The organism is Sphingomonas sp. HMP9, from assembly GCF_013374115.1.
Classification (GTDB): domain Bacteria; phylum Pseudomonadota; class Alphaproteobacteria; order Sphingomonadales; family Sphingomonadaceae; genus Sphingomonas.
Genome location: NZ_AP022673.1, coordinates 3,636,729 through 3,659,214, shown reverse-complemented (window position 1 = coordinate 3,659,214; position 22,486 = coordinate 3,636,729). Strand labels below are relative to the sequence as shown.

The window sequence follows — 22,486 nt, the reverse complement described above, 5'->3', positions numbered from 1 at the left end:
CGGGCGACTGCGGTCTATCACGGGGGACATGCCAGCTAGGTCCCGGCCTTCGCCGGGGTGGTGGTGGGCGGACGGTCCGGAGCGTGTGCGATACCGTTCGGCTATGCAGGGGAATGCCGTTCCGCTGCCCATTTGGGGACTCGATGCCTCACGCACCATGCGTGACAAACACTCTACCCCTTACCGAAACGCGCCTCCCCGGCGGAGGCCGGGGTCCAGTTGGGCGAACGATGATGACGGGCGACTGCGGTCTATCACGGGGGACATGCCAACTGGGCCCCGGCCTTCGCCGGGGTGGGGTGGCGAGTGGGCGTCGATCATGGTCTCGTGCTGTTCCCTCGTGAACGCGGGGGAGAGCATGAGGGGCGGTGGGGCTGCCCAAACGTCCCGGTCCTAGAATCGAACCGGACCCGTTCCAATTTTGCAGTGCAGCGGAACGTAGCGGCGGCGCTATGGGTTCAGCCATGATGCTAGCCGAACGCCAGCCCGCGACTGATGACCTCGCGCCGCCCCTTGTCGTGCCCGACGCAGTGAGCCTGTTCTTCGATTTCGACGGGACGCTGGTCGACCTTGCGGCGACGCCGGATGCGGTAGTCGTCGACCAGATCCTGCTCGATACTCTGGAAACGCTCGCGGACCGCTTCCCCGGGCGCGTCGCGATCATCAGCGGCCGATCCATCGCGCAGCTCGACGCGATGCTCGGCCGCCACGCGCACCTGTTCGCAGTCGCAGGCAGTCACGGCGCGGAGACGCGTACGCCGGATGACGGGCATATTGCCGCCGAACGCCCCGCCTCGCTCGAAGCCGCAGCCGACGCGTTCCGACGCTTCGCCGACGCCAACGACCTCGTCTACGAAGCCAAGAGCCTTGGTGCCGGGCTGCATTATCGGATGGCGCCGGCGTTCGAACCGCAAGCCGTCCGCCTCGCCGAAGACCTCGCCGCCGCCCATGGGCTCACGCTCCAGCGCGGCAAGATGATGGTCGAACTGCGCAGCCCCGGCGACAAGGGCGCAGCACTGCGCGACCTGATCGCCGCGCCGGCGATGGCAGGCAGCGTGCCGTATTTCTTTGGCGACGACGTCACCGACGAGGACGGGTTCGAGGCCGCGCGCGATCTGGGCGGGGCGGGTGTGCTGATCGGCGCGAAACGCCCTACCGCTGCCACCTACCGCCTCAACGACGTTGCCGCACTTCGCGACTGGATTGCTGCCATATTGGAAACACGATGACTGCACCTATTCAAACCGCCGACATGAACCTGTGGCCGATCGGCAATTGCCAGGTTTCCGCGCTGATCGACAAGACCGGCACGTTCGTCTGGGGCTGCGTCCCCCGCGTCGATGGCGACCCGGCGTTCTGCGCCTTGCTAGGCGGCGATGCGCCCAAGACCGGGTTCTGGGCGATCGAGCTCGAAGGCAGCGCGAAGACCACGCAGGCCTATATCCGCAACACGCCGATCCTGGTCACGCGCCATGAGGACGAGGCGGGCAATGCGGTCGAGGTGATCGACTTCTGCCCGCGGTTCGTGCGCGAAGGCCGCACCTATCGACCGACGAGTTTCGTGCGGATCATCAAGCCGGTCGCCGGCTCGCCGCGCATCCGGATCCGGATGCGCGTCGCGACGAACTGGGGAAAGCCGACCGAGCATACGCAAGGGTCGAACCACATCCGCTTCCTGATGGACGATCAGACGCTGCGGCTGACGACCGATGCGCCGGTCGGGCATATCGTCGGCGAGAACTGGTTCCGGCTCGAACGCCAGATGCACCTGTTCCTCGGGCCCGACGAGAGTTTCGCGGGGGTGCTGCACGAGGCCGCCGAGGCGATGCTGATGCGCACGAAGGACGAGTGGCGCCACTGGGTTCGTGGGCTCGCGACGCCGGTCGAGTGGCAGGACGTCGTCATCCGCGCGGCGATCACGCTGAAGCTGTGCCAGCACGAGGAGACCGGCGCGATCGTCGCCGCGCTCACCACCTCGATCCCCGAGCATGAGGGATCGGAGCGTAACTGGGATTATCGCTACTGCTGGATCCGCGACGCCTATTATACGGTGCAGGCGCTCAACCGGCTTGGCGCGCTCGACGTGCTGGAGGGGTATCTCGAATATTTGCGCAACATCGTCGATGCATCGAAGGGCGGCCATGTCCAGCCGCTCTACGGGGTCGGTGGCGAAGCGACCCTGATCGAGCGCACCGAGACCACCCTGCCCGGCTATCGCGGCATGGGCCCGGTCCGCGTCGGGAACCAGGCGTACGAGCAGATCCAGCACGACGCTTATGGCCAGATCATCCTGTCCGACGTCCAGGCGTTCTTCGACCAGCGGCTGTTCCGCATGTCGAGCGAGGAGGATTTCAAGAGCCTGGAGCTGGTCGGCGACCGTGCGTGGGAAACCTATGACAAGCCCGATGCGGGGCTGTGGGAGCTGCGCACCAAGGCGCATGTCCACACCTATTCGGCGGCGATGTGCTGGGCGGCGTGCGACCGGCTCGCCAACGCGGCGGGCGTGCTCGGGCTGGAAGGTCGCCGGACGTTCTGGAACGCGCGCGCGGACACGATCCGCACCAAGATCGAGACGTCGGCCTGGCGCGAGGATACGCAGCGTATCTCTGCGACGTTCGGCGGCGACGATCTCGACGCGAGCCTGATCCAGCTGCTCGACCTGCGCTTTTTCGCGCCCGATGATCCGCGCTTCCAGTCGACGCTGAAGGCGGTCGAGGAAGGCCTGCGGCGCGGCAGCCACATGCTGCGCTATGCGACCGAGGACGATTTCGGCCTGCCGCATACCGCGTTCAACGTCTGCACGTTCTGGCTGATCGAGGCGCTGCATGCGACCGGCCGCACCGCCGATGCGTGCGCGCTGTTCGCCGAGATGGTTGCGCGCCGTACCCCTGCAGGGCTGTTGTCGGAGGATATCGATCCTGCGACCGGCGAGCTGTGGGGGAATTATCCGCAAACCTATTCGCTGGTGGGGCTGATCAACTGTGCCGTCCTGCTCAGCAAGCCCTGGAGTGCCGTACGATGAGCCGCCTCGTCGTCATCTCGAATCGTGTCCAGTCGGTCGACGCCCCGTCGGGCAACCAGGGCGGCCTCGCGGTCGCGTTACTCGCGGCGCTGCGCGAAAAGGGCGGCGTGTGGTTCGGATGGTCGGGTGCGACCACCGAGACCTTCACCGGCCATATCAATTTCCAGCAGGGCAAGGGCGTCACCACCGCGACGATCGACCTGGAGGAACAGGATTTCGACGAATATTATAACGGCTATGCGAACCGCACGCTGTGGCCGCTGTTCCATTACCGGATCGACCTGACCGAGTTCGAGCGCGATTTCTCCAGCGGTTATGCGCGGGTGAACAAGCGGTTCGCGGAGACGGTGTTGCCGTTGATCGAGCCCGACGATCTCGTCTGGGTACATGATTACCACCACGTCCCGCTCGGCCAGGAACTGCGCAAGCTTGGCGTCGAGAACAAGATCGGCTTCTTCCTCCACATCCCGTGGCCGCCGATGGCGATGCTGTTGTCGCTGCCGAGCCACCGCGCGCTGGTCGAATCGATGTTCGCGTACGACGTGATCGGCTTCCAGACGCAGGACTGGCTCGACAGCTTCCTGCACTATGTCACCAGCCAGCTCGACGGCGTGGTCGGCAAGGATGGCTGGGTGACGGTCGGCGATCGCACGATCAAGGCGATCACCACGCCGATCGGGATCGAGACCGCGGATTTCGAGAAGTCCGCGAACAGCGACACCGCGCGCCATGCCAAGGAACGCATGTACATGTCCGCGACCGGGCGCAGCCTGATCGTGGGCGTCGACCGGCTCGATTATTCGAAGGGCTTGGCCGAGCGGTTCGCGGGGTATGAGCGCTTCCTGAGCGCCAATCCCGACCGCGCGGGGCTGGTCTACATGCTCCAGATCGCGCCGCCGAGCCGCGAAAAGGTCGATACGTATCAGGAGATCCGCGCGAACCTCGATTCGATGTCGGGGCGGATCAACGGCGAATATTCGGATATCGACTGGACACCGATCCGCTACGTCAACCGCGGCTTCCCGCGCGACGTGCTGGCGGGAATCTACCGCGCCGCCCGCGTAGGGCTGGTGACGCCACTCAGGGACGGCATGAACCTGGTCGCGAAGGAATATGTCGCGGCGCAGGACCCGGAGGATCCGGGCGTTCTGATCCTGTCGCACTTCGCGGGCGCCGCCACGCAATTGAAAGACGCGGTGCTGGTCAATCCGTACAGCCCCGAAGAGATGTCCGACGCGATCGGCAAGGCGCTGGCGATGCCGCTTGCCGAGCGCAAGGCGCGCTGGGAAAAACTGATCGACAATGTGCGGAAGGAAGACGTGATGTGGTGGTGCGAGCTGTTCATCACCGCGTTGGAGGCGGTACCGGAGAACGCGGTGGCCTAAGGGTCCGCTCGCCGACCCAAGTCCGTCATCCTGACGAAAGTCAGGATCCAGAGTAACGGGCGGCGTCCTTGCGGCTCTGGATCCTGACTTTCGTCAGGATGACGGTAAAGTATCAGGATGACGGCGCTAGTTGGGACGGGCACTCACCGGATCCGCCGCCATCAACAGGCGTCCGCGCGGCAGTGCCTCCGGCATCTCGTCGCGAATATACCGCAGCAGCGCTTCGCGCACATCACACCGCAGATCGAACGCGATCGCCGCGTCCTTGGCGGTCATCAGCCCACGCAGTTCGATGCAGTCCGTCTTAACGTCGGTGACCTGAAGATTGTAGAATCGCTTGTCCCACCGCGGGTTCGACGTGATGATCTCCCCCAGTTTCTCGCGCAGCCGCGGCACGTCGGCGGACGGATCGAGATACCAGAACACCGAGCCCATCAACTGGCTCGTCTCGCGCGTCCAGTTCTGGAAACTCTGTTCGAGGAACTTCGAGACCGGCACGACGAGACGGCGCTCGTCCCAGATCTTGATGACCACGAAGGTCAGGTTGATCTGCTCGACGCGGCCCCATTCGCCGTCGACGATCAGCACGTCGTCGAGCCGGATCGGCTCGGTGAACGCCATCTGCACGCCAGCGATCAGGTTCTTCAGCGCAGGCTGCGCGGCGGCACCGACGACGAGGCCGGCGATACCCGCCGACGCCATCAGCGTGACGCCGATCGACCGGATGCCGGGCACGCTCAGCAGCATCAGGCAGACGCTGATGAAGATGATGAAGAACGTGCCGATCCGCCCGAGAATAGCAGCGCGCGTGCGTTTGCGGCGAGCGCGCAAATTGTCCTCGACCGAGACATCGGCGCGGATCTCGATCACGTCCTGGAACGCACGGAGTGCCGCGACCGCGAGCCACCCGAGCAACGCGGGGACGAGGAAGCCGAGCAACTGCTTCCACAGATCCTCGATGTCGTTGTCCATCGGCAGGATCCGCGCGACGAACGCGACGGACACCGAGACGAACACCGCGCGCAACGGGCGGCGGACGCGGGCAAGCACGAGGCCGTCGGTCTTGGCGGTCGAGCGGCGCTGGGCGTGGCTACCGATCCGCATCGTCAGCCAATGCGCGAGCAGCGCGACGAGGACGGCGGCCGAGACGACCGCGACACTCTCCAGCCAGACCCATTCGGGGGGTATGTGGAGCGATCTGAACATGCGCATGGAAGCGCAACGGCGGAACGTCGCCGATGTTCCGCTGCACTGCAGCATAAACAGTTTGGCGCGTTACCGGCTTTCTTCCTGCCACACTTATTGCGTACAGCCGTGACCCATGAAGGCCATCATCCTTGCCGCGGGCCACGGATCGCGGCTCCTGCCGTTGACGCTGACGACGCCGAAATGCCTCGTGCAGGTCGGAGGCCGCGCAATCCTCGATCATCAGCTCGATGCGATGGCAGAAGCCGGCTTCGATGGCGCGGTGATCGTCGGTGGCTATCGGATCGATCAGGTCGCGGCGCATCTGGCGGCGCGCGATGGCGGCGTGCCCACCGAACTCGTCTTCAACCCGTTCTGGTCGATCGCCAACAGCATCGGCAGCGTCTGGGCGGCGCGCGCGTATCTCGAAGCACCGTTTGCGTTGATGAACGGCGACACGCTGTTCGATGCGCCGATCCTGCGCGCTGCTGTCGCCGATCCGGTCCGCGGCGTTACGCTGGTGATCGAGCCGCTGGACGAGCCGGGCCTCGACGACATGCTGGTCGAGGCGAAGGGTGACCGCGTCGTCGCGGTCGGCAAGCATCTGGTCGGGCATCAGGCCACCGACCGATCGCTCGGGTTGATCGTCTCGACCGGCGGCGGCGCATATGCAGAGGCGTTGCGCGCGGTGATCGGCGAGGACGAGGGCATCCATGCCTATCATCACGCCGTCGTCCGCCGTCTCGCGGAGACCGTCGGCGTCCGCGCGGTTCGGATCGCGGGCGATGTCCGCTGGCAGGAAATCGACCGCCCGGAGGACATCGCACTCTGGCAACATGACCATCGCGCGCTCGCGGACGGCCTTTCGCGATCGTGACACGGAAGGTCGCGTTCCTGTTTCTCGGCGAGACGCTGCTGATCCCGCATCTCTATCCGATCGTCGAGGCGCTGGTCGCGATCGCGCCGGACCTGCCGGTGGAGCTGTGGGTGAGCACCTCGATGCACGAGGCTTTGCTGGGCGCCTGGGTTCGCGATGCGGAGATGACGACGGTCCGCATCCGACGCGCACCCGGCTTCCGCAGCGTTGCCGGCTATGCCGACGGCCGCAATCCCCCCCTGCCCGCCAAGCTGCCGATGCTGATTCGCCTCGCGCCGTATCTTGCGCGGACCGCGGTGGTCGTCTGCGCCGAACAGACGAGCCTGTGGCTGCCGGCGATGCTGCCGCTGCGGACGCGGTTCATCGACACCTTCCACGGGGCGGGATCGATGATGGCGCGCGGACATTGGCGGCGGCGCGCGGGATGGCGGACGCTGGTTGCAGCCGAACGCGATCGTGGTGCGCTGATCGAAGGCGGAGACGACCCTGCGCGGATCATCACGACCGGCTATGTGAAGGCGGGCTTTCGCCAGCGGACCCCGCCTGCCCGGCTGTTCGCGGATGCCAAGCCGATCATCGTCTACAACCCGCATTGGCAGGCCCATCGTTCGTCCTGGTGGCGCTGGGGGCCGGAGATCGTCGAGCGCATCCTGGCGGACGGTCGCTTCAACCTGATCTTCGCCCCGCACCAGCGACTCGTGGAGCGCGCGCCCGCCGTGTCCGCGTTCGTCGCCAGCCTCGAGGGCCGTAGCGGCGTGCACTGCGATCTCGACAGCTTCGCGATGGTCGACGGCAGCTATACCGCCGCCGCCGACCTGTATCTCGGCGATACGTCGAGCCAGGTCGTCGAATATCTGATGCGGCCGCGACCCTGCGTGTTCCTGAATGCGCTCGACGCCGACTGGCAGGGCGACGCATCCTACGCGATGTGGGAGGCAGGCGAGGTGGTGGAGACGCTTGCGACGCTGATCCCTGCGATCGAGCGCGCGCCGACCCGGCATGCCGACTACATTCCGTTCCAGGACCGATTCGTCCGCGAAGCCCTGGGCGACGTGTCCGGTGACGCCCCGGATCGTGCCGCGCGCGTGGTGGTCGCGGCACTGCGACGCTGACCCGGACACGCCGGCGTTCGCAATTCGTGCACGATCGGCTATCGGCAGCGCATGCAAGACACGCCAGCTATCGTTCCGGTGCGCAGCAACGCCACCTTGTTATGGGGCATGACCAATGCCGAACGCGTCCGCCGGATCGGCGTCGCGCAGGGGCTGGCCACCGATACGGACGATGCCGGCCCGGCGATCCTGGCCAATCTGGCGTATGCGTTCGATCCGATGTGGATCGCGTATCTGAAGACGCGGCCCGGCACGGTCGTCACGCGGACCGGCGTCCCCGTTCTGGCGCATGTTCGCGATCGCGACGAACGCGCACGCATGACCGCCGCGATGCTGGGTGAGGCGCCGCTGGTGACGGGACTGACGGTGATCGCCGCGGAGGCCGAGGAGGGCATCCTCAACGAGGCGTTGCGCAAGCGCGAGCGCCCGTTTGCTGAGTTGCTGACCCCGGCCGCCGTCCCGGCGATCGAGCGCGCGAGCTATGTCGGCGCGTACAAGGGCGTCACCGACCTGCTGACCAAGTATCTTTGGCCGGAATGGGCGCTCGCGATCACGCGGGTCTGCGCGCGTGCCGGGATCACCCCGAACCAGGTGACCGCACTCGGCTCGGTACTGTGCATCGTCGCGACGGTGGCGTTCTGGCATGGCTGGTTCTGGACCGGGCTCGCGACGGGCCTGTTCTTCATGGTGCTGGACACCGTCGACGGAAAGCTGGCGCGGTGCACGATCACCGCGTCGAAGCTGGGGAACGCATGGGACCACGGCGTCGACCTCGTCCATCCGCCCTTCTGGTGGTGGGCCTGGGCGGCAGGCTGCGCACCCTATGGTCGACCGCTCGAGGACGGCATGTTCTGGGCCGTGATCGGGACGATGCTGTTCGGGTACATCGCACAACGCCTGATCGAGGGCGCGTTCATCGTTCGGTTCGGCATGCACATTCATGTGTGGGAGCGGTTCGACAGCTGGTTCCGGCTGATCACGGCACGCCGCAATCCGAACATGGTGGTCCTGTTCGCCGGATTGCTCGTCACGCGGCCGGACTGGGGAATCATCGGGGTGGCGGCCTGGACCGCGATCTCGCTGGTGGTGCACATGGTGCGACTGCTGCAGGCGGTCGCGCGCAAGGCCAAGGGCGAGGCGCTGGTAAGCTGGCTGGCCTAGGCGCCGCCGTGTCGCGTACGGCACGCGCCATCGACCACGAGATACGCGCGCGGGACGAACGCCTCTATCGCGTCGCAAATGTCATGTGCGCGCCGTGCTTAGGCCATCTTTTCCGCGCCTAGGTCGGCGCATGAAGCGTGTAGTTTTCCTGAGGGCAGGCGCGGCGGCGCTGCTTGCCACCCTGCCGGCCTATGCCGCCGAAAAATGCGAAGGCGCGCCCGGTAACGGCAACGCCAAGCTGATCGTCGAGGCGACGGCGCTGCGCAACGCGGTCGGCGAAGTCGCATTTACCGTCTATCCTGACGATAAAAGACGGTTCTTGGCCAAGGGCGGCAAGCTGGCGCGCGCGCGCGTGTCCTCCGCCAGCCCGCGCGCGTGCTTCTGGCTGAAGCCCGGACATTACGGGATCGCGCAATATCACGACGAGAATGGCGACCACGATTTCAACCGGACGCTGTTCGCGCCGAAAGAAGGCTTTGGCTTTTCCAACGACGCCCCGACCTCGATCGGGCTGCCCGCGTTCGAGGCGGTTCGCACTGTATTGCCGCCGTCGGGAACGGTCATCCGCATGAGGATGCGGTACCGCCGATGATCCGAAATCCGCTGTTCGAAGCGGAACGGAAATCTTTCTGACACAAATTTGTAGCGGTTATCTGCCGCGACGGGTATCTTATATCGTGGCCGATGCTGTTTCGAACTTTAACGCCTTTGCTGGGCATCCCCTTTCGCCGCCGGCGCCGCCGGCCTGGCTGCCCGAAGGCGTGAGCGACTTGGCTGGGTTCGAAAAGGCTGGCGTCAGCCCGCGTGATGCGGCCGCGCGGATACGTACCGGGATCATCTGCAATCCCAAGAGCCACCGCAACCGCAGTAGCGTCGAGGCGACCAAGCCGTTCCTGTCGGGAACCGTGCTGGCGGTAACCCCGCGCACGCAGGCCGAGCTTGCCGAAGTGCTGACCGATTTCGCGCGCCACAATATCGAATTGCTGGTGATCGACGGCGGCGACGGCACGATCCGCGACGTGATGACGGCCGCAGCGCGCGTCTGGACTGGCGCCGCGCCGCGAGTCGCGATCGTGCCATCGGGAAAGACCAACGCACTCGCGCTCGATCTCGGCATCCCCGACGACTGGACGCTGGACCAGGCGCTCAGCGCGGCACGGGACGGCAACGTCAAGATCCGCCATCCGATCGAGGTCGTGCGCAAGGACACCGGCACGCGCCTGCACGGCTTCCTGCTCGGCGCGGGCGCGTTCGTCGATGCTACCGCGCTGGCGCAGCGGACGCACCGCGCTGGTGCCTTCAATGGTGTCGCGGTCGGGCTGGCGCTGTGCTGGGCGATCCTTCAGACCTTGTTCGGCGGTGCGAACAGTTCGTGGCGCGCAGGCAACCGGATGCGGATCCGCTTCGAATCCCGCGGTAACGAGGGCGTTCATGCCGCCGGCGAGAATACCGACAGCGACCGCGCACGCTATATCCTGCTGGCCTCGACGTTGAAGCGGATGCCGATCGGCATTCGACCGTTCGGCACGCCGCGCGCCGGGTTGAAGACCCTGCTGGTTGATGCGCCTCCACGCTGGCTGGCCGCCGCGACCCCGCTGATCGTCGCGGGCTCGCCTGCCGCGTGGCTCGATCGCGCCGGGTATCACCGGATCGATTCACCCAGCTTCGATCTGGCGATGGACTCGGGCTTCATTCTCGACGGCGAAGTCTATCCCGGTGGCGACCTCACCGTCCGTGAGGCGCGCGCACTGCGTTTCGTCGTTCCGTGATCACGCTCGGCGACGTCGTCCGCCGCCAGTTGCACGTCCCGACCATCCCCGCCGTCCGCCACGTCGCGGCGATACTGGCGGAGGGTGCGGCTGGGACCGTTGCGGTGCTGTTCTACGGGTCGAACCTCCGCACCGGGCTGACCGAAGGCGTGCTCGATTTCTACGTGCTGACCGAAGGCGTGCCCGAGCGCGGCTTGTGGCCGACCGTCAGCTACCGCGAGTTCGATCTGCGCGGCGAGACGGTGCGCGCGAAGATCGCGACGATGCGGGTGGCGACGTTTGCGAAGGCGGCTGCCGCGCAGACGCTCGACACGACGATCTGGACACGCTTCGTCCAACCCTCCGCGCTCGTCTGGGTGCGAGATTCGGCGACCTCGAACACGGTGGCCGTGGCGATCGGCGATGCGGCGAAGTCCGCCGCGCGCTTTGCCGTCGCGCTCGGCCCGGAAACGGGTACGGCCGACGACTATTGGCGGGCGCTGTTCCGCCAGACCTATGCCGCCGAACTCCGCGTCGAGCGCAAGGGCCGCGAAGGCCAGATCCTCGGCTTCGATCCGGGTCGCTACGCCGAACTCCTGCCGCTCGCCTGGACCGCCGACGGGATCGCTTACCGCGACGAGGCAGGCACGCTGAAGCCCGACCTGCCTGCGGCGCGACGGCGTTCCTTGCTGCGCGCGTGGAGCCGTCGTCGGCGTGCCGGCAAGCCGCTCAACGTCGCGAGGCTGGTCCGGGCTGCGTTCACCTTCGAAGGTGCGGCACGCTACGGCATCTGGAAGGTGGAACGGCATACGGGCATCGCGGTTCCGCTGACCCCGTGGCGCGAGAAGCATCCGATCCTGGCCGCGCCGGGCGTGTTCTGGCGGGTGTGGCGTGCCCGCGCGCAAACCGGGCCGAAAGCGGTATGAGCGCGGCTGCTGGACAAGGCTTCGGCGCGCTGATCCTCGCCGGCTCGCGCGGCGGCGTCGATCCGGTCGCGGCCTATGCGGGCGTGTCGCACAAAGCACTGATCCTGCTCGACGGCCAGACGTTGCTGGCCCGGGTCGCACAGGCGTTGCGGGACGCAGGCGCGCGCACGATCGCCGTATCGGTCTCTGACGACGCGGTCCGCGCCGCGGCCACCGCGCTCGGCCTCACCGTGCTCGACGCAGCCTCCGGTCCCAGCCGCAGCGTTCGCGACGGCATCGAAGCGCTCGGCACGCCCTTGCTGGTCACGACCGCCGACCACGCGCTGCTCGAGCCCGAATGGGTGTCCCGCTTTCTCGCCGACGTCCCCCCGCACGCCGATGTCGGCGCCTTGCTGGCGCGAAAGGACGTGATCGAGGCGGCTGCCCCCGGCACGCGCCGCACCTATCTCCGGTTCGCCGATGGCGGATGGTCGGGCTGCAACCTGTTCTACTTCGCCACCCCCCGCTCGGTCGCCGCGCTCGATCTCTGGGCAAGGGTTGAGGCGGATCGCAAGCGGCCGTGGCGGATCGTCCGTCGGCTGGGGATCGGCACGCTGCTCCGATACCTGTCGGGTCGCCTGACGCTGGTCGATGCGATCGCGCACCTCGGTCGCCGCGCTGGCCTGGACGCGGCGGCGGTCGCGAGCCCGTTCGGCCTGGCCGCGGTGGACGTCGACAAACCCGCCGATCTCGATCTGGTTCGGACACTGGTCGCAAACGGCTGATCCACAAGGGCGGCAGCCGGATCGGCGCAGCCGCGGGGGTCGATTCCGCGAAGAAATCCGTCTGCCCAGCCCGTTCGCCCCTGTCCCGAAAGGCCGGTTTGGTGCAAAGCGCGGCGCATGCATACGCTTGCCCCCCAACCCGCCCCGCCCGCCATGAACATGCCCTCGATCGGTATCTATGGTAGCGCTGGACGCATGGGCCGTGCGATCATCGACGCGATCGAGGCGGCCGGTGCGATGCATGCCGGCGGCATCGATGCGCGTGAGGACCCGAACCCGATCGCCCGGATCGCCGACGTGCTGGTCGATTTCTCGACCGCCTCCGCCGTCGAAGCCCATCTGGCGGCGGCCCGTGCCGCCGGTACCGCTATCGTGATCGGCACGACCGGCCTGTCGCCGCAGCACCAGTCGATGATCGACGATGCCGCGACGGACATTGCGATCCTCCAGACCGGCAACACCTCGCTCGGTGTCACGCTGCTCGGCATCCTCGTCCGCGAAGCCGCCGCGCGCCTCGGCTCCGACTGGGACGTCGAGATCGTCGAGATGCATCACCGGCACAAGGTCGACGCACCGTCGGGCACCGCGCTGCTGCTCGGCGACGCTGCCGCCAAGGGGCGCGGATCGTCGCTCGCCGAACTGCGCGTCGACAGCCGCGCAGGGCTGGTCGGCGCGCGGACCGAGGGGACGATCGGCTTCGCATCGCTGCGCGGTGGCTCGGTGGTCGGCGACCACAGCGTGATCTTCGCAGGCGAAGGCGAACGGATCGAACTCAACCACCGCGGCGACGATCGCTCGATCTTCGCACGCGGTGCGGTGCGCGCGGCGATCTGGCTCGCGGGGCAGCCGGCCGGACGGTACCGGATGGGCGACGTGCTCGGGCTGTGAAGAAGGCCGACGTCATCGCGTTCTACGCGCGCCTGGCCGAGGCGGACCCGCACCCCGAGACCGAACTCGAATTCGTCAATCCCTACACCCTGGTCGTCGCGGTCGCCTTGTCGGCGCAGGCCACCGACGTCGGCGTCAACAAGGCGACGCGCGCGCTGTTCCGCGCGGTGGACACGCCCGAAAAGATGGTCGCGCTGGGGCTCGACGACCTCAAGCGCCACATCAGGACGATCGGGCTCTACAACACCAAGGCAAAGAACGTCATCGCGCTCTCGCAGATGCTGATCGACGAATATGGCGGCGAGGTTCCCAACGACCGCGCCGCGCTCGAACGCCTGCCCGGCGTCGGTCGCAAGACCGCCAATGTCGTGCTGAACGTCGCGTTCGGCGCGGAGACGTTCGCCGTCGACACGCATATCTTCCGCGTCGGCAACCGCACCGGCCTGGCGCACGGCAAGACCCCGCTCGCGGTCGAACTGAAGCTCGACAAGGCCACCCCGCAGCCGTTCCGCCTGCACGCGCATCACTGGCTGATCCTGCACGGTCGCTATGTCTGCAAGGCACGGACGCCCGAATGCTGGCGCTGCATCGTCAGCGATCTCTGCGCGTTCAAGCCCAAGACCCCGCCGCCGAAGGGACGATCGGGTCCACATACTCCGCCGGAGGCAGACGCAGAGTCGGCAATCGTTGATACGTGATGGCCGCACGATCGAATTAGTGACGACCGGACCCGGCCCGAGTTGCGGCCCGAGGTGCCGCCTCGGCACGTTCCCGCCGGTGACCCGACCAAGTAAGCGCGTCCCCTGCGCGAAAACGTCTGGCGCACCCCGCCTCGCTTTGCTAGGCGGACCGTCCGGCACCCGTAGCTCAGCTGGATAGAGCGCTGCCCTCCGAAGGCAGAGGCCACTGGTTCGAATCCAGTCGGGTGCACCAAAATTCAATTGTCATCCCATGATTTTTGCCACGCTGGCGACAGTTCAAGGCTATCGCACCGCGGAACTTGATAATCGCGCTTGGCGAAGCGATCATGGAGGAATTCGGCAAGCGCTATGCGCGGTGCAACGTCGCGATGCTCTATCGTCCGCCGATCCCCGTGTTGTGATCGGCCAGCGATAAGCGCCGGTTATGCCTTTGCGGGCAGAGCGTCGCGTCACTACGCCGGCGGCCTATCGCTGGGCTAGACACTGGATCACACGTTGACGCAGTGCAGCATTTTACCTAACAGCCGGCGCTTCCGATAACGCTAAGCCCGACCAGGCGCAGCCTCGCTCAGCGCTGGAGGCGCCGCGTACCGATGACCATGACTTTCGCCGATCTTTCGCTGGCGCCATCCCTGCTGCAGGCGCTCTCCGAGGAGGGCTATACCAACCCGACGCCGATCCAGGCACGCTCGATCCCGATGCTGCTCGAAGGTCGCGACATGCTCGGCATGGCGCAGACCGGTACCGGCAAGACCGCAGCCTTCGCGCTGCCGCTGCTGCACCGCCTTGCCGCGAACCCGCGCCCGGCGCCCAAGGGCGGCGCCCGCATCCTGGTCCTCGCGCCGACGCGTGAACTCGTCTCGCAGATCGCCGCCGGGTTCGAAAGCTTCGGCCGCCACCAGAAGCCACGCGTCATGACGATCTTCGGTGGCGTCAGCCAGTTCCACCAGGTCAAGGCGCTCGAAGCGGGTGTCGACATCATCGTCGCGGCCCCCGGACGTCTGCTGGACCTGATCGAGCAGGGCCTGTGCGACCTGTCGCAGCTCGAGGCGCTGGTGCTCGACGAGGCGGATCAGATGCTCGACATGGGCTTTGCCAAGCCGATCGAGCAGATCGTCGCGACGCTCCCGAAGGATCGGCACACGCTGCTGTTTTCGGCGACGATGCCGAAGTCGATCGCCACGCTGGCGGACAGCCTGCTGCGCGATCCGGCCAAGGTCGAGATCGCCCCACCGTCCACCACCGTCGATCGGATCGACCAGTCGGTGATGTTCCTCGACGCCGCCGACAAGAAGGCAGCGCTGCTGGCCTTGCTCCGGACGCCGGATATGGGCCAGGCGGTCGTCTTCACGCTGCAGAAGAACATCGCCAACGATGTCTGCGCGTTTATCGGCGAGGCAGGCATCACGGCCGAGGCGCTGCACGGCAACAAGTCGCAGGGACAGCGCGAGCGTGCACTCGACGCCTTCCGCGCCGGCACCGTCCAGGTCCTCGTCGCGACGGATATCGCGGCGCGCGGCATCGATGTCGACACGGTGACGCATGTGTTCAATCATGATTTGCCGAGCCTGCCCGAAAGCTATGTCCACCGGATCGGCCGGACCGGTCGCGCCGGGCGCAGCGGCTTCGCCATCACCTTGTGCGATGCCGAGCAGCGCGCCTGGCTGCACGATGTCGAGCGCGAGATCGGTCGCACGCTGACCGTTCAGGACGACCACGAATGGCACTGCGAAGTCGCGCGACACTCGACCAAGCGCGCGCCCGTGCTCGGCGGTGGCCCGGTCAAGCAGGTCAAGGCGCCCAAGGAGCGCGTCCGCAAGGTTTGGACCGAGGAAGAGAAACTCGCTGCACGATTGGCGGCAAAGGCCGCCTGAGGATCGGCCCGGGGCGACGGCGCGCTTGAGGCCTGCTCGATATGGCTTCAAGCGTTGCCGCACGCGGGTGAGTGAGCGCGTTGCGATCGGGTAATGCGCGCGACCTCGCTCACTCTATCGATGCCCAACCGGATCTTTGTCACGGTCGCGTCCACGGGCTCTGATCGAAGAGCGCCGGCCTTAAGACTCTGCCAAATCAGCCCGGCGCGCAGCGCGGGCGTGCTCACGCGTGAAATCGCCGACGCCGCGGTCCGTGTGACACAGTCGATCCCAATGCCGGAAATACAGGCCGTAATTGCAGCCATAGAGTTCGTGATGGCGCTGATGATGGCTGGCCGTGATCAGCCACCCGCCCAGCGGGCCCGTCCACATGAAGCGCGGGAAGATCTCCCATCCCATATGATTGGTGACCCCCATTACCGTCATGATCGTCAGCACGACGCCCAGACCGGCGATATGGATCGGAACGGCGAAGACCAGCAGGGGAATGACCACCGCGCCGGTCAACGCCTCGATCGGATGGAACGCCATCGCCGCCCATGCCGTCGGAGGACGGCTGGCATGATGCAGCGCATGCGCCAGCTTGAACGGTTTGGGTCGATGCATCCAGCGGTGCGTCCAGTAGAACCAGGCATCGTGCAGCAGCAGATACAGGAACACCGAAACCGGCAAATACCAGAGCGGATAGGCATGGATGTCGGCATAGACCTGTGTCCAGCCATGATGCTGCCACCCCCAGGCGACGACGCCGGCCGGGATGCCATAGAGCGCTGCTGACGCGAGGCTCCAGATGATCTCGCGACGGACCTGCGGGTCCAGCCCGAGATACAGTCCCGGATGCTTGCGTACCGTGATCCAGGCGAACGCGCCCGAAACCAGGAGATAGCGAACGCCGACGATGACGGTCATCGCGACCGCGGACAGAATGATGGCGAGCGTCATGCGGGATCCTCGGCGACACTGCGATCGGCCGCCTTGCGATCGATGGCACGCACGGCGAGGGCACGTCGTCGCGAGGGAAGCCCCCACCACGGCGTTCCGGGCGACAGATGGTGCTCGTGATGATAGCCGCCAAAATGGAAGCAGGTCAGCAGTGACAATACCGGACCTATTTCGAGGCTGTGCGCGCGGTGGGAATCCGCGAAGGGCGCCTCGCGCTCCCGGTGCGGCAACCACGTCCCGAAAACGAACAGCTGCGCCACGGCGCCCAAGGCCGGCAGTGCCCAGAAGATGACGATGTTGACGAGTGGCGCGCCAAGCAGCATCGTGTAGATCAGCGCCATCACGGTGATCCGGACGATCTGTCCGTGGGAATAATAGGTCTTGAAGAACTGCAGGAACCAACCGAGCAGGCTGGGATCGCCGCCATGGAAATCCGGGTCGCCGGCGCGCCCCGTTTCCTTGTGATGCAGATGATGCTGCGGCAGCAGTGCGGCATAGGACAGGCAGGCATAGAGAGAGAGACAGGTCGCTCCGATCGCTCGGTTCAGCCGTGGGTGATCAGGCGCCAGCGCACCATGCATCGAATCGTGCGCGACGATGAACAGCCCCGTGCTCAGCCACGTCTGGACGATGACCATCATGATGGCCAAGGGAAGTGTATCGAGGCTCCAACGCCAGAAAAAGATGCCGGTGACGTGGATCGCAAGCCACGCCAGGACGATCGCGGCCGACAGCGCCACGCCGATCCGCGTCTGGCGCGTGAGAGCCTCCGATCGGGGGACCGTCACGCTCACTTGCGCGCATCTGCCGACATGAGGTTTCCGGTTTCATCGGGACGTACCGCACGCCGCTGCGGATTAGCGTTCGCCCGCAACTGCGCCTTCAGCACCGCGGGCTTGCGTGCGAACAGGAAGCCGTGGCTGACGGTACCGTCCTTGCCTTCGACCGCATGGTGCAGGCGATGCGCTTGCAACAGGCGCTTGAAATATCCTCGCTTGGGCACCCAGCGGAAGCCGCCACGTTGGTGCACGAGCATGTCGTGAACGAACGCATAGATGCCGCCGTACACGGTGATGCCCAGCGCCGCCCACCACAGCGGTGCCCACCAGAGCCCGACGACGAACATCACCATCGGCACGATGGCGAAGACGACCGCATACAGATCGTTCTTTTCGAACCAGCCGTCATGATCCTCGTGATGCGACTTGTGCCAGCCCCACCCCCAGCCGTGCATGACGTAGCGATGCGCCGCCCAAGCGAAGCACTCCATGAACAAAACCATGAAGACGACGATTGCGAGTTTCTCGAACCAGGTCACGTAGCGCGATCGCACGAAGTGACGATGATCGGGTGCAACGAATTCAACATCCTGCATATATAACCCTTACCAGCGGCCGATGCGAGGGCGCTCCGCTGCAAAATCTCGGCCGATAAAGGTTACGGTCGTGCCGTTTTCGTGCCGCATCGCCTTTGGGCCGCTCAGTGTTTGATGTGTCCCGCCACCGGCCGAGACGCGCCGCGGGACATTTGCAAGGAGATGCACAACTAAAACGCGCCAAAACCATCACCTTGGGCACCGCGGGGTGGTACGCTGCGTTCGACCGCAATGATCGCCCCAGTGCTCCGCGCCGACCACCGAGACACGCCGTCATGGCTGTTGCTCGCAGCCATGCTGCTGAGTTTTCTCGCGGCCCAATATCATCACCGTTTCACGGTCGATCCGATCCGCGCGGCGCCTGCGATCGCGTCGCTGATGACGCTCGGCGGCGCGCTGGCGATCGGTCGGTACACCGCGCGTCCCCGCCTGGCAGCCGGTGCGACCGCCTTTCTTCAGATGACGCTCTTCACGCTGTTCGGAGTCGTGCTGGCCTATGCGCTAGCCGCGAATTCCGGACCTTTGTGGGATGCCCGCCTGGCGGCTGCCGATCGCGCGATCGGCTTCGACTGGCCGGTCGTGCTCGCCTTGCTGGACACATGCCCTCCGGTGATCTGGCTACTGGGGCTCGCCTATCACAGCCTCACCGTGCAGATGATCGTCGTCATCGTGGCGTTGAGCGGCATGGGGAGATTCAACACGCTCAGGACGATGGTGTGTGCCGCGATCCTGTCCGGCTTCTTCACGATATTAATTTCGGGCCTGACCCCGGCGATGGGCAATCTCTTCGACCCAGCCCGCTACGTGCATCTTTGGCCGTCCATAGCATGGTTGGAACAAGGGCTGATATCCGGGCTTCGAGACGGATCGCTACGCGTGCTCGATCTCACCATGCTCATGGGAATCGTGAGCTTTCCCAGTTTCCATGCGACGCTCGCCGCCATCTTCATATGGGCGTTCGGCGCGTTGCCGCGTCTTGCGCTGCCGGGGCGGGCATGGGCGATCCTCACGATCGTCGCGACGCCGGTCTTTGGCGGTCACTACGGCGTCGACGTCATCATGGGGATCATCCTAGCCCCGCCTGCCATCATCGCAGCGCGCCACCTCACGCGGCGCAGGCAGCCGTCCCATCCGACGGGGTCGGCCATGCCGGCCTGACGTCGCTATCGTCGTACAGCGCCGCATCGACCAGCGCCGCCGCCTCGACCGCGCCCCCTGCCCCAGCCATATCCGTCGCCAGCAGCCGCGCCGCATGTCTGTATTGCGGATCGTCCAGCACAAGCCGCAACGCCGGTTCGAGGCCACCCCTGCCCGCATCGGCTGCAGAGACGATGCGGGCAGCGCCGATCCGTTTCAGGCGCGCCGCGGTTGCCGGTTGCTCGAACGCCAATGGCACGGCGACGATCGGAACGCCGGCAGCCAGCGCGTCCAGCACCGTGTTGAACCCGCCATGCAGGATCGCGGCGGAACAGAACGGCAGGATGCGGGTCTGACACCAGAATGCCCGTACCAGCGGGTTTCCGGGGAGCGAATTAGCCTCGCGGTCGCTCAGCCCGCCACCATGCGCCACCACCGCACGCGCACCGACCGCCGCACAGGCCGCCGTCATCGCCGCGAACAGCGATCGGCGCGCCCCCTGCAACGATCCGAGCGAGCAGAATATGAGAGGGCGGCCGTCACTCTCTGGAAGGTGTTGCTCGCGCTCGTCCAGCCGCCACGGCCCACCGTACCGAAAGCTTTCGGGTAACGCCAAGCGTGGGAAATCCAGGCCCGCCGGGCATTGCGCGATCTGCAGGCGGTCAGACCATAGCTGCCGGGGGTCGGGATCAAGCCCCCAATGACGGGCATAGGTCGACACCATCGTCGTAATCGGCCGCATCAACAGGTCGCTGACCGCATACCCGCCGCTGTTGCGATTCCGCCCCACGGCGTCTGGACGATATGTCCAGCCGAGAAAAGGCGGCGGTACCGTTGGCTCCCTGAGCAAGGGCAGACCCGTAACGGCGGTCACGAACGGCAAACGGAGATGTCGTGCCACCAGCGCACCAGCCGGCTCGACCGAGTCCGCGAGCACCGCATCGACGCCCAGCCTGGTTAGCGCCGCTGGAAGAGCCTTCAGCAGCAATTCCGTCATCGATGCGGTCCCGCGGATCATCCTGGGTAGTCCGATAGGTCCCGATGGCTGTGCCAGTTTACGGTAATAGTCTGCCAACAAGCCCTGGCGGTCCGCGGGGTGGTCGAGCGCCGCAAAACCCACGCCGCAATCGGGTACCAGCGCGGCGACGTCAGCCATGTGAATGACCGTGACTCTACGGCCCGATTCGACGAGCGCTGTTCCCAACGCTGCGAGCGGATTAATGTGCCCCGCGGTCGGCGGCGCGATGATGGCGATGTGCCGCCCTTTGACAGTCAATTCCGTGGAGCTTTCGTCGCCATCTTGTTCGATCGGTTACTATAGGCATGCGGTAGTGTAGCGATAGCTGCATTCGGTGGCTGGATCGCACCCTGCCTTACCCGCTCGGCCTGCCTCACCCTTTCATGCTGCAGCTTCACAACATGACCGATCTTCTCGGCAGTAAATTACGTTGGAGAAGTTACCTTGATGGTCGACCTCAGCGGTGCTGCACTTGAGGGGCTTGATCAGCTTCGCACCACGCCGGGTGGGAAGATCCGCATCAACGCCGTCGTCGATGCGGTAACGCTAGTCCTTGGCCCCGTGCTCGCCGAGCTGTCTCGCCGCCACCCCGATATCGAGGTCGACCTCGTGTCCAGAAACCGTATCGTCGATGTCGTCGGTGAAGGGTTCGACGCAGGCATGCGCTATGGCGGCACCGTTCCCGAAGACATGATCGCGCAGCGTCTTTCCGCCGACCTCAGATGGGTCGTCGCGGCATCCCCGCGTTATCTGGACGAACATGGTACGCCGACCCATCCGGATGAGTTGAAGCACCACCGCTGCTTCGGGGTTCGGCTCGGTGACGACAGTATCTACCGCTGGGAGTTCGAGCGGCCGGACGGTGACTTCGATGTGCCCATCAAAAGCGCGATGACCGCCGACGACAGCCGATCGACCCTCGCAATGGCCCTCAACGGTGCAGGTCTGACGTTCGGGCTTGAGCCACTGTTTGCAAAGCATGTCGCCGATGGCAACCTGCGTCTGGTACTAACCGACTGGGCAACGACGGGGCCCGGCTTCTACCTCATAAAGCGACATTGGCGGACTGTTTTTGGCTTCCCAACTTCGGCCATCCGTTCAGGGTCAACTTCGCGATCGACGCAGAATGACTGCCGTCCGGTCGATGCAGTGCATCACAGCCAGCGAGCGCTTGGCAGAGAGTCCGGCTGGCGGCGGCGGCATTCGACATCGTCGAAGACGGACACCCAGATTTCATCGGTGAACCGTTGAACGCCTTCACATCGCTCCCTTCGCGTAGCACAAGCACCGCATGCACTACGATGATGCTGACACCGTGCACTACCGCCTACGTCGCCAGAGCCGAACTCCGGCGTGGCTAGCCTTGTCGTGGCGCGCGCTGGTCGCCCTGGGGCTGATCGGGATCGCGCTGGCGGTCCACTGGTTCGATCGGGACGGCCTGCGCCAGAACTCGGGCGCGCCGGTGACGTTCGCGGACATCCTGTATTTTACGATGATCACCGTGACGACGGTCGGATACGGCGACATCGTGCCGGTGACGCAGCAGGCGCGGATGTTCGATACCTTCGTGGTCACGCCGATCCGGCTGTTCGTATGGCTCATCTTTCTGGGGACGGCGTATGATTTCCTGCTCAAGGGCGTTTGGGAGAAATGGCGTATGTCGGTGATCCAGCGGCACCTCGAGGGCCATGTCGTGGTCGCGGGTTTCGGGACGAGCGGGTCCGAGGCGGTCAGCGAACTCGTCCGGCGCGGCGCGGATCCGGGGATGATCGTCGTGGTCGACGCGAATGCCGCTGCGCTGCGCACGGCTGAGGCTTGCGGAACGACCGTGATGGAAGGCAACGCGACGCGTAATGCCGCGCTGGAGGCTGCCCGGATCGCGAGTGCACGGGCGCTGATCGTCTCCGCAGGGCGCGACGACACCTCGATCCTGATCGTGCTGACGGCGCGCCGGATTGCGCCCGACCTGCCGATCAGCGTGGTCATCCGGTCCGAGGACAACGAAGCGATCGCGCATCAGGCGGGCGCTACCGTGGTCATCAATCCGGCCAGTTTCGCCGGGCTCCTGCTCGCGGGTTCGACGCATGGTCCGCACATTGCGGATTACATGGCCGACCTTGCCGCGACGGGCGGCCGGGTGGCGCTGCGCGAGCGCACAGTGACCGCGGACGAGGTCGGCAAGCCGCTCGCCGGGATTGCGACCGGCCTCGGCCACCGCATCTATCGTGGGCACCAGGACTTCGGCTTCTGGGAACCCGAAGCACAGCGCCTGGAAGCGGACGACCTGATCGTCGAAGTGGTCCCCCGCAACGCCCCCACATCCGCCCCGACCATGGATCGATAAGACTTCCGCTTCGTCTGACCACGGCAA

21 protein-coding genes and 1 tRNA gene are annotated in these 22,486 nt (G+C 65.9%); 17 read left to right on the top strand and 5 right to left on the bottom strand.

Features of this window, described 5'->3' with window-relative positions:
• Window positions 1–464: 464 nt before the first annotated feature.
• Genes otsB through HMP09_RS16520 form a run of 3 tightly spaced genes read left to right on the top strand, consistent with a single transcriptional unit; the run spans window position 465 to window position 4,407 of the window.
• Window positions 465–1,229, top strand: coding sequence for a trehalose-phosphatase (otsB, locus tag HMP09_RS16530; protein ID WP_232090436.1), 765 nt, complete (start codon window positions 465–467; stop codon window positions 1,227–1,229).
• Complete coding sequence (locus tag HMP09_RS16525; RefSeq protein ID WP_176501247.1) at window positions 1,226–3,022, top strand: glycoside hydrolase family 15 protein; 1,797 nt, start codon at window positions 1,226–1,228, stop codon at window positions 3,020–3,022. Before otsB ends, HMP09_RS16525 begins: the two co-directional genes overlap by 4 nt.
• Window positions 3,019–4,407, top strand: coding sequence for an alpha,alpha-trehalose-phosphate synthase (UDP-forming) (locus tag HMP09_RS16520; protein ID WP_176501246.1), 1,389 nt, complete (start codon window positions 3,019–3,021; stop codon window positions 4,405–4,407). Before HMP09_RS16525 ends, HMP09_RS16520 begins: the two co-directional genes overlap by 4 nt.
• A 126-nt stretch (window positions 4,408–4,533) precedes the next feature.
• Here HMP09_RS16520 and HMP09_RS16515 read toward each other — a convergent pair whose 3' ends face one another.
• Complete coding sequence (locus HMP09_RS16515; RefSeq protein WP_332103228.1) at window positions 4,534–5,619, bottom strand: mechanosensitive ion channel family protein; 1,086 nt, start codon at window positions 5,617–5,619, stop codon at window positions 4,534–4,536.
• A gap of 109 nt (window positions 5,620–5,728) precedes the next feature.
• Between HMP09_RS16515 and HMP09_RS16510 the strand changes: the two genes are divergently transcribed.
• The 11 genes from HMP09_RS16510 (at window position 5,729) to HMP09_RS16460 (ending at window position 15,643) form a co-directional block, all read left to right on the top strand.
• Complete coding sequence (locus HMP09_RS16510; protein WP_176501245.1) at window positions 5,729–6,469, top strand: phosphocholine cytidylyltransferase family protein; 741 nt, start codon at window positions 5,729–5,731, stop codon at window positions 6,467–6,469.
• Window positions 6,466–7,581 (top strand): hypothetical protein, encoded by a 1,116-nt coding sequence (locus HMP09_RS16505; protein ID WP_176501244.1) that lies wholly within the window; start codon window positions 6,466–6,468, stop codon window positions 7,579–7,581. The genes HMP09_RS16510 and HMP09_RS16505 overlap by 4 nt, the downstream gene beginning before the upstream one ends.
• A gap of 51 nt (window positions 7,582–7,632) precedes the next feature.
• Entirely contained in the window at window positions 7,633–8,742 is a 1,110-nt protein-coding gene (locus tag HMP09_RS16500; RefSeq protein WP_176501243.1) for a CDP-alcohol phosphatidyltransferase family protein, read from the top strand.
• Window positions 8,743–8,872: 130 nt separating this feature from the next.
• The gene (locus HMP09_RS16495) at window positions 8,873–9,334 is read left to right on the top strand and encodes a DUF2141 domain-containing protein (protein ID WP_176501242.1); all 462 of its coding nucleotides are present in this window, start codon (window positions 8,873–8,875) and stop codon (window positions 9,332–9,334) included.
• Window positions 9,335–9,512: 178 nt separating this feature from the next.
• Window positions 9,513–10,511 carry a diacylglycerol/lipid kinase family protein gene (locus HMP09_RS16490; protein WP_176501241.1) on the top strand — a complete coding sequence of 333 codons (999 nt, stop codon included), beginning with the start codon at window positions 9,513–9,515 and terminating at the stop codon, window positions 10,509–10,511.
• A complete protein-coding gene (locus HMP09_RS16485; protein WP_176501240.1) occupies window positions 10,508–11,416 on the top strand; it encodes a hypothetical protein in 909 nt (302 codons plus the stop codon). The genes HMP09_RS16490 and HMP09_RS16485 overlap by 4 nt, the downstream gene beginning before the upstream one ends.
• Window positions 11,413–12,180: a nucleotidyltransferase family protein gene (locus tag HMP09_RS16480; RefSeq protein ID WP_176501239.1), complete on the top strand. Its 768-nt coding sequence runs from the start codon at window positions 11,413–11,415 to the stop codon at window positions 12,178–12,180. Before HMP09_RS16485 ends, HMP09_RS16480 begins: the two co-directional genes overlap by 4 nt.
• Before the next feature lie 159 nt (window positions 12,181–12,339).
• Entirely contained in the window at window positions 12,340–13,068 is a 729-nt protein-coding gene (gene dapB, locus HMP09_RS16475; protein WP_176501848.1) for a 4-hydroxy-tetrahydrodipicolinate reductase, read from the top strand.
• Window positions 13,065–13,766, top strand: a complete 702-nt coding sequence (gene nth, locus HMP09_RS16470) for an endonuclease III (protein WP_176501238.1) — start codon at window positions 13,065–13,067, stop codon at window positions 13,764–13,766. Before dapB ends, nth begins: the two co-directional genes overlap by 4 nt.
• A 158-nt stretch (window positions 13,767–13,924) precedes the next feature.
• Window positions 13,925–14,001: transfer RNA gene (locus tag HMP09_RS16465), tRNA-Arg, on the top strand.
• Between the two features lie 361 nt (window positions 14,002–14,362).
• Window positions 14,363–15,643, top strand: a complete 1,281-nt coding sequence (locus tag HMP09_RS16460; RefSeq protein ID WP_176501237.1) for a DEAD/DEAH box helicase — start codon at window positions 14,363–14,365, stop codon at window positions 15,641–15,643.
• A gap of 180 nt (window positions 15,644–15,823) precedes the next feature.
• Here HMP09_RS16460 and HMP09_RS16455 read toward each other — a convergent pair whose 3' ends face one another.
• From HMP09_RS16455 to HMP09_RS16445, 3 genes are read right to left on the bottom strand one after another with little or no spacing between them, the layout of a single operon-like run.
• Complete coding sequence (locus HMP09_RS16455; RefSeq protein ID WP_176501236.1) at window positions 15,824–16,585, bottom strand: sterol desaturase family protein; 762 nt, start codon at window positions 16,583–16,585, stop codon at window positions 15,824–15,826.
• Complete coding sequence (locus HMP09_RS16450; RefSeq protein WP_232090430.1) at window positions 16,582–17,325, bottom strand: fatty acid desaturase; 744 nt, start codon at window positions 17,323–17,325, stop codon at window positions 16,582–16,584. The genes HMP09_RS16455 and HMP09_RS16450 overlap by 4 nt, the downstream gene beginning before the upstream one ends.
• Window positions 17,326–17,375: 50 nt before the next feature.
• Window positions 17,376–17,867: a sterol desaturase family protein gene (locus HMP09_RS16445; protein ID WP_176501846.1), complete on the bottom strand. Its 492-nt coding sequence runs from the start codon at window positions 17,865–17,867 to the stop codon at window positions 17,376–17,378.
• 336 nt (window positions 17,868–18,203) lie between these two features.
• On the opposite strand from HMP09_RS16445, the gene HMP09_RS16440 reads away from it, so the two are divergent.
• Window positions 18,204–19,118 carry a phosphatase PAP2 family protein gene (locus HMP09_RS16440; protein ID WP_176501235.1) on the top strand — a complete coding sequence of 305 codons (915 nt, stop codon included), beginning with the start codon at window positions 18,204–18,206 and terminating at the stop codon, window positions 19,116–19,118.
• Here the strand turns inward: HMP09_RS16440 and HMP09_RS16435 are convergent.
• A complete protein-coding gene (locus HMP09_RS16435) occupies window positions 19,066–20,253 on the bottom strand; it encodes a glycosyltransferase (protein WP_332103227.1) in 1,188 nt (395 codons plus the stop codon). The genes HMP09_RS16440 and HMP09_RS16435 overlap by 53 nt on opposite strands.
• 309 nt (window positions 20,254–20,562) lie before the next feature.
• On the opposite strand from HMP09_RS16435, the gene HMP09_RS16430 reads away from it, so the two are divergent.
• Entirely contained in the window at window positions 20,563–21,366 is an 804-nt protein-coding gene (locus HMP09_RS16430) for a LysR substrate-binding domain-containing protein (protein WP_232090898.1), read from the top strand.
• A gap of 40 nt (window positions 21,367–21,406) precedes the next feature.
• A complete protein-coding gene (locus HMP09_RS16425; RefSeq protein ID WP_176501233.1) occupies window positions 21,407–22,459 on the top strand; it encodes a potassium channel family protein in 1,053 nt (350 codons plus the stop codon).
• Window positions 22,460–22,486 lie beyond the last annotated feature (27 nt).

Coding starts and splice junctions, on each gene's coding strand:
- HMP09_RS16515 (WP_332103228.1), bottom strand. CDS start 5,619: ATGCGCATGTTCAGATCGCTCCACATACCCCCCGAATGGGTCTGGCTG.
- HMP09_RS16460 (WP_176501237.1), top strand. CDS start 14,363: ATGACCATGACTTTCGCCGATCTTTCGCTGGCGCCATCCCTGCTGCAG.
- otsB (WP_232090436.1), top strand. CDS start 465: ATGATGCTAGCCGAACGCCAGCCCGCGACTGATGACCTCGCGCCGCCC.
- HMP09_RS16500 (WP_176501243.1), top strand. CDS start 7,633: ATGCAAGACACGCCAGCTATCGTTCCGGTGCGCAGCAACGCCACCTTG.
- HMP09_RS16430 (WP_232090898.1), top strand. CDS start 20,563: ATGGTCGACCTCAGCGGTGCTGCACTTGAGGGGCTTGATCAGCTTCGC.
- dapB (WP_176501848.1), top strand. CDS start 12,340: ATGCCCTCGATCGGTATCTATGGTAGCGCTGGACGCATGGGCCGTGCG.
- HMP09_RS16435 (WP_332103227.1), bottom strand. CDS start 20,253: ATGGCTGACGTCGCCGCGCTGGTACCCGATTGCGGCGTGGGTTTTGCG.
- HMP09_RS16445 (WP_176501846.1), bottom strand. CDS start 17,867: ATGGTTTTGTTCATGGAGTGCTTCGCTTGGGCGGCGCATCGCTACGTC.
- HMP09_RS16525 (WP_176501247.1), top strand. CDS start 1,226: ATGACTGCACCTATTCAAACCGCCGACATGAACCTGTGGCCGATCGGC.
- HMP09_RS16455 (WP_176501236.1), bottom strand. CDS start 16,585: ATGACGCTCGCCATCATTCTGTCCGCGGTCGCGATGACCGTCATCGTC.
- HMP09_RS16510 (WP_176501245.1), top strand. CDS start 5,729: ATGAAGGCCATCATCCTTGCCGCGGGCCACGGATCGCGGCTCCTGCCG.
- HMP09_RS16425 (WP_176501233.1), top strand. CDS start 21,407: ATGCACTACGATGATGCTGACACCGTGCACTACCGCCTACGTCGCCAG.
- HMP09_RS16520 (WP_176501246.1), top strand. CDS start 3,019: ATGAGCCGCCTCGTCGTCATCTCGAATCGTGTCCAGTCGGTCGACGCC.
- HMP09_RS16480 (WP_176501239.1), top strand. CDS start 11,413: ATGAGCGCGGCTGCTGGACAAGGCTTCGGCGCGCTGATCCTCGCCGGC.
- HMP09_RS16495 (WP_176501242.1), top strand. CDS start 8,873: ATGAAGCGTGTAGTTTTCCTGAGGGCAGGCGCGGCGGCGCTGCTTGCC.